Annotated in this window: 14 protein-coding genes; 9 read left to right on the top strand and 5 right to left on the bottom strand. The window is 58.9% G+C overall.

Features of this window, described 5'->3' with window-relative positions; translation table 11 throughout:
• The first annotated feature begins 2 nt into the window (after nt 1-2).
• The 4 genes from glcF (at nt 3) to ABRP31_RS09400 (ending at nt 3934) form a co-directional block, all read left to right on the top strand.
• A complete protein-coding gene (gene glcF / locus ABRP31_RS09415) occupies nt 3-1229 on the top strand; it encodes a glycolate oxidase subunit GlcF (protein WP_349970992.1) in 1227 nt (408 codons plus the stop codon).
• Between the two features lie 33 nt (nt 1230-1262).
• The gene (locus ABRP31_RS09410; protein WP_349970993.1) at nt 1263-1670 is read left to right on the top strand and encodes a heme-binding protein; all 408 of its coding nucleotides are present in this window, start codon (nt 1263-1265) and stop codon (nt 1668-1670) included.
• Between the two features lie 267 nt (nt 1671-1937).
• Nucleotides 1938-3281, top strand: coding sequence for a CDP-diacylglycerol--serine O-phosphatidyltransferase (gene pssA / locus ABRP31_RS09405; RefSeq protein WP_349970994.1), 1344 nt, complete (start codon nt 1938-1940; stop codon nt 3279-3281).
• A gap of 17 nt (nt 3282-3298) precedes the next feature.
• Nucleotides 3299-3934: a TetR family transcriptional regulator gene (locus ABRP31_RS09400; protein WP_349970995.1), complete on the top strand. Its 636-nt coding sequence runs from the start codon at nt 3299-3301 to the stop codon at nt 3932-3934.
• 116 nt (nt 3935-4050) lie between these two features.
• Here ABRP31_RS09400 and ABRP31_RS09395 read toward each other — a convergent pair whose 3' ends face one another.
• The 4 genes from ABRP31_RS09395 to ABRP31_RS09380 form a co-directional block, all read right to left on the bottom strand.
• A complete protein-coding gene (locus ABRP31_RS09395) occupies nt 4051-7614 on the bottom strand; it encodes a molybdopterin cofactor-binding domain-containing protein (RefSeq protein WP_349970996.1) in 3564 nt (1187 codons plus the stop codon).
• A 12-nt stretch (nt 7615-7626) separates the two neighbouring features.
• A complete protein-coding gene (locus ABRP31_RS09390; protein WP_349970997.1) occupies nt 7627-8115 on the bottom strand; it encodes a (2Fe-2S)-binding protein in 489 nt (162 codons plus the stop codon).
• A gap of 189 nt (nt 8116-8304) precedes the next feature.
• Nucleotides 8305-8760, bottom strand: a complete 456-nt coding sequence (locus ABRP31_RS09385) for a MarR family winged helix-turn-helix transcriptional regulator (protein ID WP_349970998.1) — start codon at nt 8758-8760, stop codon at nt 8305-8307.
• 185 nt (nt 8761-8945) lie between these two features.
• Nucleotides 8946-9998: a 2,5-dihydroxypyridine 5,6-dioxygenase gene (locus tag ABRP31_RS09380; RefSeq protein ID WP_349970999.1), complete on the bottom strand. Its 1053-nt coding sequence runs from the start codon at nt 9996-9998 to the stop codon at nt 8946-8948.
• Between the two features lie 364 nt (nt 9999-10362).
• Between ABRP31_RS09380 and ABRP31_RS09375 the strand changes: the two genes are divergently transcribed.
• The 4 genes from ABRP31_RS09375 to ABRP31_RS09360 all read left to right on the top strand — a co-directional run bounded on the left by ABRP31_RS09375 (nt 10363) and on the right by ABRP31_RS09360 (nt 14564).
• Complete coding sequence (locus ABRP31_RS09375; protein ID WP_349971000.1) at nt 10363-11511, top strand: FAD-dependent monooxygenase; 1149 nt, start codon at nt 10363-10365, stop codon at nt 11509-11511.
• On the top strand, nt 11508-12326 hold the full coding sequence (locus ABRP31_RS09370) for an alpha/beta hydrolase (RefSeq protein WP_349971001.1): 819 nt from the start codon (nt 11508-11510) through the stop codon (nt 12324-12326). Before ABRP31_RS09375 ends, ABRP31_RS09370 begins: the two co-directional genes overlap by 4 nt.
• A 40-nt stretch (nt 12327-12366) precedes the next feature.
• Nucleotides 12367-13026 (top strand): N-carbamoylsarcosine amidohydrolase, encoded by a 660-nt coding sequence (locus ABRP31_RS09365; protein WP_349971002.1) that lies wholly within the window; start codon nt 12367-12369, stop codon nt 13024-13026.
• A gap of 224 nt (nt 13027-13250) precedes the next feature.
• Nucleotides 13251-14564 carry an MFS transporter gene (locus tag ABRP31_RS09360; RefSeq protein ID WP_349971003.1) on the top strand — a complete coding sequence of 438 codons (1314 nt, stop codon included), beginning with the start codon at nt 13251-13253 and terminating at the stop codon, nt 14562-14564.
• A 147-nt stretch (nt 14565-14711) separates the two neighbouring features.
• Here the strand turns inward: ABRP31_RS09360 and ABRP31_RS09355 are convergent, their stop codons facing one another.
• Complete coding sequence (locus tag ABRP31_RS09355) at nt 14712-15683, bottom strand: aldo/keto reductase (protein WP_349970660.1); 972 nt, start codon at nt 15681-15683, stop codon at nt 14712-14714.
• Nucleotides 15684-15791: 108 nt separating this feature from the next.
• On the opposite strand from ABRP31_RS09355, the gene ABRP31_RS09350 reads away from it, so the two are divergent.
• On the top strand, nt 15792-16088 hold the full coding sequence (locus tag ABRP31_RS09350; RefSeq protein WP_349970659.1) for a hypothetical protein: 297 nt from the start codon (nt 15792-15794) through the stop codon (nt 16086-16088).
• The last annotated feature ends 9 nt before the right edge of the window (nt 16089-16097 follow it).

Genomic DNA, 16097 nt, shown 5'->3' with positions numbered 1-16097 from the left:
CCATGCAGACCACCCTGAGCGAACACGCCCGGCAACTGCCTCGGGCCGAAGAAGCCGAAAGCATTTTGCGCAGCTGCGTGCACTGCGGATTCTGCAACGCGACTTGCCCGACGTATCAACTACTGGGCGATGAACTGGACGGCCCTCGCGGGCGCATTTATCTGATCAAGCAGGTGCTGGAAGGTAACGAAGTCACCGAAAAAACCCAGTTGCATCTGGACCGCTGCCTGTCGTGCCGCAATTGCGAAACCACCTGCCCTTCAGGCGTCGATTATCACAATCTGCTGGACATCGGCCGCGCCGTGGTGGACGCCGCCGTGCCGCGTTCACTGGGGCAACGGGTCCTGCGTGAAGGCTTGCGCAACGTGTTGCCCAACGCAGCCGTGTTCAAATCGCTGACCCAACTGGGCACCACGTTCCGACCGCTGATGCCAGACAGTTTGAAAGCAAAGCTGCCCGCGAACATTGTTCAGCCAAGGACGCGTCCCGCAGTGCGGCATGCACGCAAGGTCTTGTTACTCGAAGGCTGCGTGCAACCCGGTCTGTCCCCCAATACCAACGCAGCCACCGCGCGCGTGCTGGATCGTCTAGGCATCAGTGTCATACCCATCGCACAAGCGGGGTGCTGCGGCGCACTGGACTACCATCTGAATGCTCAGGACGAAGGCCTTGATCGCGCCAGACGCAACATTGATGCGTGGTGGCCAGCCATCGAGGACGGCGCACTGGCCATCGTCCAGACGGCCAGCGGTTGCGGGGCTTTCGTCAAGGATTACGGGCATCTGCTTAGTCATGACCCGGCGTATGCCGCCAAGGCTCAAAGAGTCAGCGCGCTGGCAAGGGACCTTGTGGAAGTGTTGCGCGACGAATCGCTGGAAAGCCTCGGTATCCGCAGTGATCTACGTCTGGCCTTTCATTGCCCCTGCACGTTGCAACACGCGCAAAAACTCGGCGGTGCGGTCGAGGGTGTATTGTTGCGCCTGGGCTTCAATCTCACGGCCGTACCCGATAGCCATCTCTGCTGTGGCTCGGCCGGGACTTACTCAATCACGCAACCGGTGCTGTCCCGCCAGTTGCGCGACCAAAAAATGAACGCGCTGGAAAGCGGCAAACCGGATGTCATCGCTACTGCGAACATTGGCTGTCAGGTTCATCTGTCGGGCACCGGGCGGACCCCGGTAAGGCACTGGATCGAACTGATAGAAGACGCTTTGCAGACTACGATTTAACACTTCCTTTAAAACAACTGTCCGGAGTAAACGATGAAAACCAAAGCTGTTTTGACTCAGATCGAAGTGACCCAGATTCTTGCTGCCGCCCGCCAGGATGCCATCAACAATAACTGGCCCGTGTCCATCGCTGTGGTTGATGACGGCGGCCATTTGCTGGGCTTCGAGCGTCTCGACGGTGCCTCGCCTATCAGCAGCTACATCGGCATCGAAAAAGCTCGTACCGCCGCGTTAGGCCGTCGGGAGTCGAAAAGCTACGAAGAGTCGGTTAACGGTGGACGCACCGCATTCCTTTCGGCGCCATTACTAACCTCACTGGAAGGCGGCGTGCCAGTGATTGTCGATGGTCAGGTGATTGGTGCAGTCGGTGTGTCAGGTGTTCAGGCAGCGCAGGACGCGCAAGTGGCAAAAGCCGGGGTTGCTGCGGTAAATGCAGAGTAAACGTCGAATGAGACTGTAGAAGCGCACGAACACCGCGAGGCCGCGATAGCGGTCTGCCTGACACACGGCCATCGCGGCCTCGCGGTGCTCGTGCGCTCCTACAGATCCGCCGTTTGACCGATAACTGCGAGATGCGATGGACATTGAGCCAGCTTCTACAGATCAACATTGCTGAGCGCTAACATTGCCGCGCAGCAAGAGCACCACGACCAACCCGTTTCGCTCGTGTAAGCTCACCACCTGTTGGTTTAACCTTTCGAGAGGCTTATGCGGTCCAACTTCCGTCGTTCCAACCTTGCCGCCCTGCGCGGGTTTACCCTGCCTGGCGATGCAATCACGATTCTGCCTTCTGCTGCCGATTACCGCCGTTGCCTGCTGGAGAAGATCGCTGCGGCGACCCGCCGGATCTACATCATCGCCCTGTATCTGCAGCAGGACGAAGCTGGCCAGGAAATCCTCGACGCGCTGTATGCCGCCAAGGCTGCCAGGCCAGAGCTGGATGTGGTGGTGCTGGTCGACTGGTTCAGGGCCCAACGCGGCCTGATCGGTGCCGGACGGCAATTGGGTAATGCCGCCTGGTATCAGGCTCAGCATCTGGAATACGACCAGGAAGTGCCGGTGTATGGCGTGCCGGTGCAAACGCGTGAGTTATTCGGCGTCTTGCATTTGAAAGGCAGCGTGATCGATGACTGCGTGATCTACAGCGGCGCCAGTATCAACAACGTCTATCTGCACAAGCTCGACAAGTATCGTCTGGATCGTTATCACGTTCTGAGCAGCAAAGAGCTGGCAGACTCGTTCCAGGACATGGTGCAGCGCGAGATTCTGCCGTCACACGCGGTGCATCGTCTGGACCTGCCGTCGCCGCCGACTTCCCGCAGCTTGCGCAGCGAGATTCGCACTTTCCGTAATCACCTCAAACGCGCGAATTACGACACCCACCAGGGCGAGCGTGAGAATGGCGAGTTGCGGGTGATTCCGCTGCTGGGCGTTGGTCCGCGTAATGCTCTGAACCGCACGATTGTCGAGTTGATTGCTGCTGCCAAAACCCGTCTGACTATTTGCACGCCGTATTTCAACGTGCCGCTGTCCATCAAGCGCGAAATCAATCGTGCCCTCAAGCGTGGCGTGACGGTGGACATCATCATTGGCGACAAGACCGCCAACGACTTTTTCATCCCCGCCGATGAGCCGTTCAAGGTTATTTCCGCCCTGCCCTATCTCTACGAGATCAGCCTGCGACGGTTTGCCCAGAAGCACCAGAACGCTATCGCCCGGCACAAGCTGAATCTGCATTTGTGGAAGGACGGCGATAACACCTTCCACCTCAAGGGCATGTGGATTGATGATCGCTACACCCTGCTGACGGGCAACAACCTGAACCCGCGAGCGTTTAATCTGGACCTGGAAAACGGTCTGCTGATCGACGATCCCAAAGGCCAGTGGATCGCCCCGCGGGAAGCTGAAGTGGAGCATTTGATGCGTAATACCCAGCGCGTCGGCAAGTACGATGAGCTGGATACCCTTAACGATTATCCAGACGCTGTGCGCACCTTTCTGCGACGGGTGAGCAGGGTTCGTGCCGAGCGTTTGCTCTATCGCATCCTCTAACGGAAAAGGGACGGCGCGTGAACAAGAAAACTGGCGTCAGGGCGCAACGGGCTGACCAGACTCGCGCCCGCATCCTCAAGGCGGCGATCAAGGTGTTCACGCGTGATGGCTATTCCGGTGGGCGGATCGAGCAGATTTCCAGCGAAGCCGAATCCAATGACCGGATGCTTTATTACTACTTCGGTAGCAAGGAAAAGCTCTTCGTGCGGGTGCTGGAACACACCTACGAGCAGTTCAACCATGCCGAAAGCCTGCTGAAGCTGGACCCGTCCACACCCGAGCAGACCTTGCGTGAACTGGTGGCGTTTGTCTGGGGTTACTACGTCGAGCATCCGGAATTCGTCGCCATCCTGAGCATCGAAAACCTGCACAAGGGCAAGCACGCCAAACAATCCAGCGAGTTACGCAGGCTGTCCGGTGAAGCGGTCGATGTGCTGCGACCGATCATCGAAGCGGGTCAGCAACAAGGCGTGTTTCGCAAGGACCTGGACATCAAGCATGTGTACCTGATGATTGCCTCGCTTTGTTATTTCTATAACTCCAACCAGCACACCCTGACCTCATTCCTCGGCCATGACCTGGCGCAGCCGAGTGAGCAAGATGACTGGCTGCGATTCATCAGTGATCTGGTGATGCGTGGGGTGCATGCTTAACGACCTGTTGGAGCTAGGCTTGCCCGCGAAAGAAGCGCCGAGTGACAACAGGTAAACCGCGTCATCGTTCTTCGCAGGCAAGCCTCGCTCCAACATCGGTCTGGGCCCTGACACACTCAATGCGTCCCCGGATTAGCCCTTAAGTGCGCGACTTTCTCCGGCAGGCCCTGCCACTGCGCTTCGTTCGGCGCAAAACGGTTGCGCAGATAAGCGGCCAGGTCGCCGATCTGTGTGTCAGACAAGCTGTCCTTGAACCCCGGCATGTAACCCAGATCCGGCGTTGCTGGCGTGGGGATGCCTTGCAGAATGACCTTGATCAGGTTGTCCGGCAGCGCGCTGTGTACGTTGGTATTGCTGCCCAATGAAGGGCTTACGCCGAAAAGTGTGGGGCCGCTCCCATCCGCATGACAGCCCTGACACGAGCCTTCGAAAATCCGTCTGCCATTACCCAACGCCAACTGCGAAGCACTCGGCTGAGCAACCGCTTCAGGAGCAGGAGCCGCTTGCGCCACACCGTCCAGCGACGTCAGGTAAACCGCCATGGCGCGGATGTCGGCTTTGGGTAGTTTCGACAGCTCGCTGACCACGGGCCCCATTGGTCCGGTGGCGACCCCGTGCGCATCGGAATAGCCGCTGCTCAGATAGTTGAACAACTGATCTTCAGTCCATGGCGTCGGGGCTTTCGACAGGCCATTCAACGCTGGCGCTTCCCAGCCATCGACCATCCCGCCCGCCAGGAACGAAGCCCCGCCCTTCTCTGCGCCCAGCGCATTGCGCGGCGAATGACAGGCCGCGCAATGTCCCAGGCCGTTAACCAGATACGCGCCGCGATTCCATTGCGCGCTTTGCTGCGGTTGCGCCTGAATTTCACCCTTGCGCAAGAACAACGCGTTCCATCCCGCCATCAACGGCCGCAGGTTGAACGGGAACTGCATGTCATTGGCCTTGGCCGGTTGGCTGACCGGCTCCTGGGCCATCAAGTAGGCATACAGTGCCTGCATGTCGGCGTCGTTGATATTGCGAAAGGCGGTGTAAGGGAACGCTGGATACAGATGTTTGCCATCACGACTGATGCCCTCGCGCATGGCACGCTCGAACGCCGGATACGACCAGTTGCCAATTCCGGTTTGCGGGTCCGGCGTGATGTTGCTGCTGTACAGCGTGCCGAACGGCGTATCCATCGCCAGACCACCGGCATTGGTCTTGCCGCCCGGTGCGGTGTGACATACCGCGCAGTCGCCCACGGCTGCGAGCAAACGTCCCTGCTCCAGCGTCGCAGCCGACCAGGTGCCTGCAGCAGGCGGCGTGATCGGGGCGATTTCCGCACGCCAGGGCAAGGCGGTTGCCGCGACGCCGAGAATTGCGCCGAACGCCGCGAACAATGAACCGAACAACCATTTCGAGCGTTTGGATTTTGGCGATTGCGTCGGATTGCTGCTGGACTCCTCCCCCGCGCCCTTCAACGCTGCCAGCACGCGCTCGGCGGTAATCGGCAATTCACGAAAACGAATCCCGGTGGCGTCGTAGATCGCGTTGGCAATCGCTGCGGCACTGGGCACGGCAGCCGACTCACCCGCCCCCAGCGGCGGCTCGTTCTGGCGCGGCATCATCAGCACATCGACTTTCGGCACCTGCGGGAACGTCAGTATCGGATAGCCGCCCCACTCCTTGCTGCTCACGGTGGACTCTTCGAACGTCACCTGCTCCTTGAGCACGCGGCTGGTGGACTGAATCACGTTGCCGTGAATCTGGTGCTGGACGCCTGCCGGATTGATCATCATGCCCGCGTCATGGCCGATGACGACGCGAGTTACCGACACATCGCCGGTCAGTTTGTCCACGGCGACATCCGCGACCCAGGCGGCCCATGCCGCGCCAAAGCCAGGAAATTTGCTATGGATGTAACGCGCGTAAGCGAAGCCACGGCCGCGCAACACGTTGCCCTGCTCGGGAATCTGCATCGGCTCGGTACGCGGTGTCCATTCAGCGCGCGCGGCCGTGGATCGGACCAGTTCGGCGGCGCGTTCGTCATGCAGATAGCGCAGGCGATATTCCACCGGATCGACCCCGGCAGCGAACGCCAGTTCGTCGATATAGGACTCGTGGGCGAAGGTATTGGGCAACGCCGACACCCCACGCATCCATGACGCCCGGACAATGGGCGACATGTCATTGATGGTGACCCGCATGTGCTCGAAATCATAAGGCGGGATCGAGGTGCGGTCGCCCATCTCGAACATGGCCGCGACGGGTTCCACCCTGCCGGTGAGCAGCAGCGCCAGGGTTGGCGCTCCGTTGGAAGGGTAACTGCTGGCGAAGTCGTAACCGGCGACGCTGCCGTCGGCGTTGACGCCGCCATCGACCTCCATCAACTGCGCCGTGCCTTTGGGCTCCCAGACATGCTCCTGCTCGCGGGTCAGCTGTACCCGCACAGGCAGACCCACTGCCCGAGAAAGCAACACGGCATCGGCGCACACATCATCGGCACAGTTTCGCCCGTAGCAACCGGCCGCCTCCATGCGGATGATGTCGATGCGTTCTTCCGGACACTCCAGCAGCCAGGCCAGATTAGCGCGCAGCAAATGCGGGTTCTGGGAGCCGGACCAGACCCGGATACCCTCTTCGTGATAATCCGCCAGTCCGCAGGAAGGTCCGATAGAGCCATGAATCTGATAAGGCCACAGGTAAGTGCGGGGCATGCGCTGGCTGGCCTGATCAAGGGCCGTTTCAATGTCGCCCTTGTCCAGCACCACCCGCTGCACACTGGGGTTATCACGAATCGCCTGGGCAACGTCATTCATGTCGGGCAATTTATGATTCCAGGCTTTCCAGGTGACTTTCAGTGCCTGCGCCGCCTTGGCCGCCTGCTCTTCGCGCAGGGCCACCACGCCGACAAAATCGCGAATCACCACCACACGAACAATGCCCGGAATGTGCGCAATGGAAGACTCATCGACTTCCAGCAAGCTGTTGCCGACGAAATCGCCGCTGTCGAGCCCGGCGTACGGCGGGCGTACGACCCGCCCATGAAGCATGTCCGGCAGTCGCATGTCATGCACGTAGGTCAGTTCGCCAGTGGCTTTAGCTGGAATGTCGACCCGGGCGGCGTCTTTGCCGACAATTCGATAGTCCTCGATCGGTTTAAGCGGCGCGTTACCGGTGATGCTCAGCTCGACATGCTCACCCGCCACCAGCTCGGCAAAGCTTAGCTGGCGGCCATCGGTCGCGATGATGACTCCGGCATTGATGGCCAGCGTCTCAAGCGCAACGTCCATGCGCTCGGCAGCGCGCTGCAACAGAAAACGCCGGGCCTCGGCAGCGGCGTTGCGCAACGGAATCGCGGATATCTGCAGGGTGGCGCTCGCAATGGTCGCGCCCTGATTGGGAGCGCTGGCGGTGTCGCCGAGGATCATGTTGATCTGACCCGCCTCGACATCCAGTTCCTCGGCGACAATCTGTGCCAGAGACGTGCGAATCCCGGTGCCCAGATCAACGTGCCCATTGAACGCGTAGACCTGACCGTCATCAGTGATGGCAATGAATAGCGCCAGCTCCATGGGCTTGACGACTGGCACGCCACCTTTGGCCACCGGACCGGACGGTGGCTGGATGTTATCGACGATCAGCAGAACGCCGGTCTTGCTCATGAGTTGATCGCGAGTCAGCAAGGTCTGGGTCATGGCAACGTCCGTTCAAGACTTCTGGCGGGCGGCACGCAGCACCGCACGGAGGATTTCAATGTGGGTGCCGCAGCGACAGAGGTTGGCCGACAGCTCGTTACGAATCTGCGCTTCGCTGGGGTTGGGGATGCGATCAAGCAGGGCTTTGGCGGTCATGATCATGCCGTTCATGCAATAGCCGCATTGCGCGGCCTGCTCATCAATGAACGCCTGTTGCACAGGGTGCGGACACTCGCGAGTGCCGATACCTTCCAGCGTAGTGATCTCCCGACCTTGCGCACCGCTCACTGGGAACACGCATGAGCGCGCTGCGAGGCCGTCGATAATGACCGTACAAGCACCGCACTCGCCCAGGCCACAGCCATATTTGGGGCCGTTGAGTTGCAGGTCATTGCGTAACACCAGTAACAACGGTGTGTCAGCCATGGCCGTGATCTCAGCGGTCTGCCCATTGACCTTGAGCGTCATGGTCTTTTCCAGCGCCAGCGCTTGCTCACTCATGACTGCTCCGTTACCCAGAGACCACTCAGGGTATTTGATGAAGTGTTTACTTCATGAAATGAGAGCAGGAAGCGTGCCAGCCAAAAACTTCAGGGGAACACTATTCCTGTAGGAGCTGCCGAAGGCTGCGAAAGCGGTGTGTCATGGGAATGGTTCGCAGCCTTCGGCAGCCCCTACAGGTCCACGCAATCAGTCATCCCCGTCCCCAATCATCTTGCGTAACAGAAACAGCACCGCCACACGTTCGGCCGGGTTGAGGTTGCTCATGGTCAGCTCGGTAATTTGCGCGGCGTGAGGCACGGTTTCCTGGACCAGTTGCCGACCGCTGTCGGACAAGCCAACGATGACTTTGCGACGGTCCTCGGGATCGGGCTGCAGGGTAATCAGGTCACGCGCTTTAAGGCGCTCGACGATCCCCCGAATCGTGGCCTGATCCACCGCTGTCGCCTTGACCAGTTCAGTCAGGGAACTGGGACCGCGATCACGCACGGCGCATAGGGTGACAAACTGCACAGCGGTCAGCTGAGAGTCGCCGACGTTCTGCTGAAAAATAGCCATATGCCGCTGATAGGCCTTGCGCAGCAAGTGGCCGACTTGTTCGGAGAAGGTGTAATCTTTTTGGGTGTCTGGTGTTGGATCGGGCACGGCGTGGCTCGGGGCAGGAGGAAAGAGGCTTACGTTAACCTGTGGGCAACAAGAATAGAACCGCGCACGCGGCACTGTGGGAACAGAGCTTGCTCGCGAAGAGACTGGACGCGGCCTGAAGTGGAATCCTGTCCAGCCTTATCGCGAGCAAGCTCAGCTCCCACAAGGTTCTCCCTTGATTTTAATCAACGCGCCAGCGACGCCTCAGGCGCGACCACTTCCCCGCCCAGTACCACGGCCTTGTCGTCCAGATAGATATCGCAACGGCGTAGCGGAATATCCATATGGCACGGCGTCTTGCGAGTGCCACCGACTTCAGTATTGGGGCCGGTGGAGAACAGGAAGTTGCCGTAGAACGCCCGGGCATCCATACACATGCCGTCGTTCTTGTCGTGCAGGCCCATGGCGGTCCATTGCGCGCGGGGCTGCAGGCCCCAGCCAATGTGGGAGATGCCATAAACCTCGGGATCATTGAAATACTTCATGTAATCGCGCAGGTATTCGGCCTCGAAACCGCCCTTGATCTCGATAATGAAGCCTTTGTCGATTTCCAGAATGATCTGTTCGCGGGAGTAATTCTTGAACGGCAGCAGGATGTCGCCAACGTCGATAACCAGCACGCCTTCGGCGGTTTCTTCGTTCGGCCAGGAGAAAAGAAAACCGCTGGGCCAGTGATCCCATCGCCCCGGCTCATCCGCAAAACCGTACTCGGTGACGGACGGATACTGCCCGAGTTGCGCCCTGAAATCGCTGCCCGCTCTGGACTTCACATGGATGGAACGGGCCTCCTTGAGCACCTGCTCAGCAGCCATGACCCGCTCCTTGTCGGCCAGGGTCGGCAGCATGCGCGCCAACACTTCCGGGGGCTCTACCGCGAGCAAAATCCGGGTGCCGGTCTTGAGGATCTGCTCCTGTTCCGGTGAGTGCAGCAGCATCATCGTATCGATCACCAGATCAGCCGCTTCAAGCGCCCGTTGTGCCGCGAGATTGCCGGTCAGTGCGGTGTCACCGCAGTAAGCGGTCATGTCGTTACCCATGGCCTTGGGATGGTTGAACGACGGCAGCTCCACGGCGTACACCTTGGCCCCCAGACGCTGGGCAGCTTCCATCGCGGCACGCACGGTTCTGGGGTTTGAATAATGGCTCTTGAGCACTGCCACGCTCTGGGTCGCATCGACCTTCGACAAGGCCAGCACGTGCTCGAACATCTGGGTCAATTCGCAATCGCTTACCGCCATTTCATTTCTCCTTCGTCGTGCCTCGACGCTGTGATGTTTCGTATCTGCTTTCGCAGCCTGCACACGCACCAAAGAAAGGCGCAGCGCTACAAGTCAGTGCATTCTTATAGTGTGTACACCTTATATTTACGATAAGACATCAATCGAGAGCGGTCTGCAATAGCCACGCCAGATTGTTACCCACCCCTCCACACAAACCAACAAAACAAGGGCTGCATTAGGTTGCGCGGGTAATTGCAGCTCGAATTATTTTTTTCGAGAAGGCTATTCCAATCAGAAAAAAAGAGCGTATACACTTTAAAAACACCTCAGGACGAACAACTTCTCCCGACCGCCAAAGACTCTGCTACGAAGGAAACAGCCCATGCCAGATACGCAAAAGATAGCCATTGTCGGTGCAGGCCTGGGCGGGGCGGCAGCCGCCACGCTATTGCAGCAGGCGGGCTTCAAAGTCGACATCTATGACCAGGCGCCCGCGTTTTCGCGGATCGGAGCCGGGATCCATATGGGTCCGAACATCATGAAAATCTTCCGCCACATGGGCATCGAACAGCAGCTCAGCGACATGGGCTCGCACCCTGATTTCTGGTTCAGCCGTGATGGCGCCAGCGGTGATTACATGTCGCGTATCCCGCTGGGTGAGTTTGCTCGAAAGGAATACGGCGCGGCCTACATCACCGTGCATCGTGGCGACCTGCATGCCTTGCAGATGTCGAGCATTGCGCCCGGCAGCGTGCACTTCAGTAAATGCCTGAGCACCCTGGAAGAAACAACTAGCGGTGTGCGCCTGAGTTTCACCGACGGCACCACCGCCGAAGCGGACATCGTGATCGGTGCCGACGGCATCAACTCGAAAATTCGCGAAGAGTTGCTCGGCCAGGAAGCACCGCTTTACAGCGGCTGGGTAGCCCATCGGGCGCTGATCCCCAATCACGTCTTGAGTAAGTACAACCTGGATTTCGAGAACTGCGTGAAATGGTGGAGTGCCGACCGGCACATGATGGTCTACCACACCACGGGCAAACGCGACGAGTACTACTACGTGACCGGCGTGCCGCACCCTGCGTGGGACTTCGAAGGCAACTGGATCGACAGCAGCCGCGAGGAAATGTACGAAGCGTTTGCCGGCTATCACCCCACCGTGCAGGCATTGATCGAGTCCAGCGAAACTGTGACCAAATGGCCGCTGCTAAACCGCAATCCGCTGCCGATCTGGAGCCGCGGGCGCATGGTGCTGCTGGGCGATGCCTGCCATCCAATGAAGCCGCACATGGCCCAGGGCGCAGGTATGGCTATTGAAGACGCCGCTATGCTGACCCGTTGTCTGCAAGCCACCGGCCTGAGCGATTACAGCACCGCGTTCGATCTCTACGAAACCGCCCGCAAGGACCGTGCTTCTCGTGTCCAGGCTGTCTCCAACGCCAACACCTGGCTACGCACCCAGGAAGATCCGGCCTGGGTGTTTGGTTACGACCTGTATGGCCACGAACTGAAATCGGCGGTGCCAGCGTGAGTACTTTTATCCACGGCGGCAACCTCCAGGCCAACGGTATCCGTCAACATTACCTGCGCTACGGCGGCCAGGCGCACAGCAGCAAACCCGCGCTGATTCTGATCCCGGGGATCACCAGCCCGGCGATCACCTGGGGCTTTGTTGCTGAACGGCTGGGTCAGCATTTCGACACCTATGTGCTGGACGCTCGCGGACGTGGGCTTTCCTCTACCGGACCGGAGCTGGATTACAGCGTCGACACCTGCGCTGATGATATTGCAGCGTTTGCTGCCGCCATGAACTTCAGCACCTATCACCTGGTGGGCCATTCCATGGGCGCCCGCTTTATCGCCCGTAGCGCGGTCCGCCAGCCTCAAGGCCTGCAAAAGCTGGTGTTGATCGACCCGCCCGTCTCAGGCCCCGGCCGTCGCGAATATCCGTCAAAACTGCCGTGGTACGTGGATTCGATTCGTCAGGCACAGCAGGGAATGGACGCCGAGGCCATGCGCGCGTTCTGCGCCACCTGGACCGATGAACAACTGCAACTGCGCGCCGAATGGCTGCACACCTGTTACGAACCGGCGATCGTCCGCGCTTTCAATGACTTCCATGAAGTCGATTTTCATCAGGACCTGCCAAAGCTGCCGGTGCCTGCACAGCTGATCGTGGCAGGCCGTGGCGGTGTCATTCTGGCTGAAGACGAAGCGGAAATCCTTGAGCTGCAACCGGACATGCGCATCGCCCATGTGGCGAACGCCGGGCACATGATCCCCTGGGATGATCTGGAAGGATTCTTTGCAGCTTTCGGTGACTTCCTCGGTGAAACCATCGCCTGAACATGCAGCCTTGAGCGGAACTGAAAACGGAGTGCACGATATGAGCGAGCAACAATCTGCCGATGCCAACTATCAGGGCGTCTGGGGCCAGCGTATTGGCTTCGGCAACAAGCCGGCCTTGTTGATGATCGACTTCATGCAGGGCTACACCCAGCCAGGCGCCCCTTTGTATGCACCGGGCGTGGTCAGTGCGGTGACCGAGAGCGTCGAATTGCTGGCCTGTGCCCGAAAGAACGGGATACCGGTGGTGCACACCAATATCCGCTACCATGCAGGGCATTTTGCTGACGGCGGCATCTGGGTCAAGAAGGCCCCGGTGATGAAAGACATGGTGGAAGGCAATCCGCTGGCAGCGTTCTGTGAAGAGGTTTTGCCCAACGCCGACGAGGTGGTGATCAGCAAGCAGTACGCCAGTTCGTTTTTCGGCACCAGTCTGGCATCGATGCTGCACGCACAAGGGATCGATACCGTGGTGTTGGCCGGTTGTTCGACCAGCGGCTGCATTCGGGCGACTGCAGTGGACGCGGTTCAACACGGTTTCCGAACCATCGTGGTCCGTGAATGTGTTGGCGACCGCCACCCCGCTCCCCACGAAGCGAACCTGTTCGATATCGACAGCAAGTATGGAGATGTGGTTAACAAGGTGGAGGCGATGAAGCAGCTGCAAGCTTCCAGCGCCAAGCTACAAGAAAAAAGCTGAACTCACCGCCTCTTGCAGCTTATAGCTTGAAGCTCGCAACTGCCGTTAAGAACCAGGCCATAGAGCGCTGGTCAGGCCGACACTGGCCAAACCCACTGGGCAGACGTTTCGCAAGAGCGCTTTCCAGTCTTCTGACACTGCCTTTGGAAGCCGCATGCCAGCGCTGCCGAAGTGCCTGATACATGCGGCTAAACAAAAACGATAGGTTCCGCCAGGAGACCACCATGCCCTCTGCGAATGTGAATACCACGGCGACTGACATCACTGACCCCGTCAAAGCGATGTATCGCAAGATCACCTGGAAGCTGATTCCGTTCCTGTGCTTTTGCTACCTGGCTGCCTATCTGGACCGGATCAACATCGGCTTTGCCAAGCTACAGATGCTCGATCAACTGCACTTCAGCGAAACCGCGTTTGGCCTGGGTGCCGGGCTGTTTTTCGTCGGCTATATCCTCTTCGAAGTACCCAGCAATCTGGTATTGGAAAAAATCGGGGCGAAGATCTGGATCGCACGGATCATGATCACCTGGGGCCTGCTTTCGGCCTGCACCATGTTGGTCACCACGCCCATGCAGTTCTACATCCTGCGCTTTCTGCTCGGCGCTGCGGAGGCCGGTTTCCTGCCTGGTGTGCTGTTTTACCTGACCACTTGGTTCCCGACGTATCGACGCGGACGCATCATTGCCCTGTTCATGATCGGCCTGCCGCTTTCGAGCGTGATCGGCGGCCCACTGTCCGGCTGGATCATGGGCCACTTTGATCAGACGGCCGGATTGCGCGGCTGGCAGTGGCTGTTCATCCTTGAGGCGATCCCGAGTGTCGCGTTAGGCATCCTGACGTTCTGGGCCTTGCCGAATAACCACAATGAAGCCAAGTGGATGAACGCTGAAGAAAAGACCTTGCTGGAAAGCGAACTGCGTCTGGATGAGGCTGAAGCCAAAGACAGCAAGCACAGCTTCCGCGATGGCTTTTTCAATCTGAAGGTCTGGATGCTCGGCGGTATCGACTTCTCGATCCTGCTCAGCGCCTACGCAATGGGCTTCTGGATGCCGACGTTCATTCGCAACGCTGGCGTAGTCGATACCTTTCACATTGGCGTCTTGACCGCTTTGCCAAGTATCGCGGCACTGCTGGGCATGTTGCTGATCGGGGCCAGTTCGGACCGCCATCGCGAGCGTCGCTGGCACATCATCGTGCCGTTCCTGATCGGCTCGGTGGCCATGGCCAGCAGCACATTCTTCACTCACAACCTGGTGGCAACAGTGGCGCTGTTTGCGATTGCTTCAGCAGCGATTATCGGTGCGGTGCCGGTGTTCTTCAGCTTGCCTGCCACCTTCCTCAAAGGCCGCGCTGCCGCCACGGGTTTTGCGCTGGCGTGCTCACTGGCAAACATCGCCGGGCTGGTCAGCAACTCGCTGATGGGCATGGCCATTGATATCACCGGCAGCAGCGCTGGCGCCATGTGGTTCTTCGCCGGGTGCCTTATCCTGAGCAGCTTTCTGGTGATTGCACTGCCAGCCAAGCTGGTGAATCGCTGAGGCCGTTGATTTGGGATGGTATCGCCCTGTGGGAGCGGTGCTTGCCCGCGATAAGGCTGGGCGCGATCTAAAGTGAACAGCGTCCAGCCTTATCGCGGGCAAGCACCGCTCCCACGAAGGAAAATCCCGGAGCCCGCACCTGTATTTTCAAACCAAATCAATCAACTGCTCACGCTGCGCGCCGGTCAGCATCGGGCCGAACCCGGCGCCAGCATTCTCCAGCATGTATTTCGGGTTACCGGTGCCGGGAATAACGCAGGTCACTGCCGGATGCGCCAGCAGGAACTTCAGAGCCAGTTGTGCCCAACTGGTCACACCCACTTGCGCTGCCCAGCCGGGCAACGGTCTGCCCTGCAGCCGCCCCAGCAAACCACCGCCGCCAAACGGCCGGTTACAGATCACCGCCACACCTTTCTCCCGGCACAACGGCAAAATCCGCTTCTCGACGGCGCGATCATCCAGCGCGTAATTGATCTGCAGAAAGTCCATCTGCTCTGCCTTGAGCACCGCTTCTACATCGTCATAGGCCGACGACGTGTAATGAGTGATACCGACATAACGGATACGCCCTTCTTCCTTCCATTTGCGCAACGTCGGCAAGTGGGTTTTCCAGTCCAGCAGGTTGTGAATCTGCATCAGATCAATGCGGTCGGTCTGCAACAGTTTGAAAGACTCTTCCATCTGCTGAATGCCTTCCTGACGGCCTCGGGTCCAGACCTTGGTAGCCAGAAATGCGGGTGAACGCGGTTTATGAATCGACAGCAGCTCACCGGTGGTCTGCTCGGCACGGCCATACATGGGCGAGCTGTCGACCAGCGTGCCGCCTTTTTCAAACAGCGCATCAAGCACCGCAGACAGATTCTTGTACGCCGGACTAGAGGTCGCGACATCAAAACCACGGTAGGTACCCAATCCCACCATGGGTAGTGGCTCGTTGCTCGACGGGATGGCTCGGGTCAGCATGGTGTTTGCTCCTGTGTCCAGGGTCGAAGGTGAAGTGGGCGACGGGATCGTCGGCGGACTGGACTGCGCAGCGGCCGAATCGAACGTGAATACCGCCGAAGCACCGGCGGCCAGGGTGAGTATTTTTCTGCGCGTAAAAACCGCAGGATGCGTCATGGAATTCCCCCTTTATTTGCGGGTGCCTGACTTTGTCGGGACACAGGTTGAACGACCGGTGACGGCGGCACGTCAGACTTGTATCGACTCACTGACAGGTACAAGACAATGGACAAGATGATCACCGTAGATCAACTGGCTACCACAGACCTTAGAACAATCAACGAGATCTGGCTGAGTGGATCCAGCGAACTGTGCTTATGGCGCGCCGAACAAGTGTTCACCCACGACATGCTCAGCGAAGGTACTCACGACCAGAACAGCAGTCGCTTGCTGGTGAAAGTGGAGGACATAGAAGACCAGGCAACCGTGGTCGGCATTGAGGCCAAGGTTCGGGAGTTGCTGAAGGGAATGAGCATGGAAGGCGCGTTTTATCCGGCTGAACGCGCGGATACGCATGGGTGAAACTACCGG

It is taken from the genome of Pseudomonas caspiana (assembly GCF_040224095.2).
GTDB lineage: Bacteria > Pseudomonadota > Gammaproteobacteria > Pseudomonadales > Pseudomonadaceae > Aquipseudomonas > Aquipseudomonas caspiana.
Note: the sequence above shows the minus strand (reverse complement) of the source record. Positions and strands in the feature narration are given on the sequence as shown.

What these genes read in the sequence shown, in the direction of transcription:
- glcF (WP_349970992.1), top strand. Translation starts at nt 3, where the DNA reads ATGCAGACCACCCTGAGCGAACACGCCCGGCAACTGCCTCGGGCCGAA.
- ABRP31_RS09410 (WP_349970993.1), top strand. Translation starts at nt 1,263, where the DNA reads ATGAAAACCAAAGCTGTTTTGACTCAGATCGAAGTGACCCAGATTCTT.
- pssA (WP_349970994.1), top strand. Translation starts at nt 1,938, where the DNA reads ATGCGGTCCAACTTCCGTCGTTCCAACCTTGCCGCCCTGCGCGGGTTT.
- ABRP31_RS09395 (WP_349970996.1), bottom strand. Translation starts at nt 7,614, where the DNA reads ATGACCCAGACCTTGCTGACTCGCGATCAACTCATGAGCAAGACCGGC.
- ABRP31_RS09390 (WP_349970997.1), bottom strand. Translation starts at nt 8,115, where the DNA reads ATGAGTGAGCAAGCGCTGGCGCTGGAAAAGACCATGACGCTCAAGGTC.
- ABRP31_RS09380 (WP_349970999.1), bottom strand. Translation starts at nt 9,998, where the DNA reads ATGGCGGTAAGCGATTGCGAATTGACCCAGATGTTCGAGCACGTGCTG.
- ABRP31_RS09375 (WP_349971000.1), top strand. Translation starts at nt 10,363, where the DNA reads ATGCCAGATACGCAAAAGATAGCCATTGTCGGTGCAGGCCTGGGCGGG.
- ABRP31_RS09365 (WP_349971002.1), top strand. Translation starts at nt 12,367, where the DNA reads ATGAGCGAGCAACAATCTGCCGATGCCAACTATCAGGGCGTCTGGGGC.
- ABRP31_RS09360 (WP_349971003.1), top strand. Translation starts at nt 13,251, where the DNA reads ATGCCCTCTGCGAATGTGAATACCACGGCGACTGACATCACTGACCCC.
- ABRP31_RS09355 (WP_349970660.1), bottom strand. Translation starts at nt 15,683, where the DNA reads ATGACGCATCCTGCGGTTTTTACGCGCAGAAAAATACTCACCCTGGCC.
- ABRP31_RS09350 (WP_349970659.1), top strand. Translation starts at nt 15,792, where the DNA reads ATGGACAAGATGATCACCGTAGATCAACTGGCTACCACAGACCTTAGA.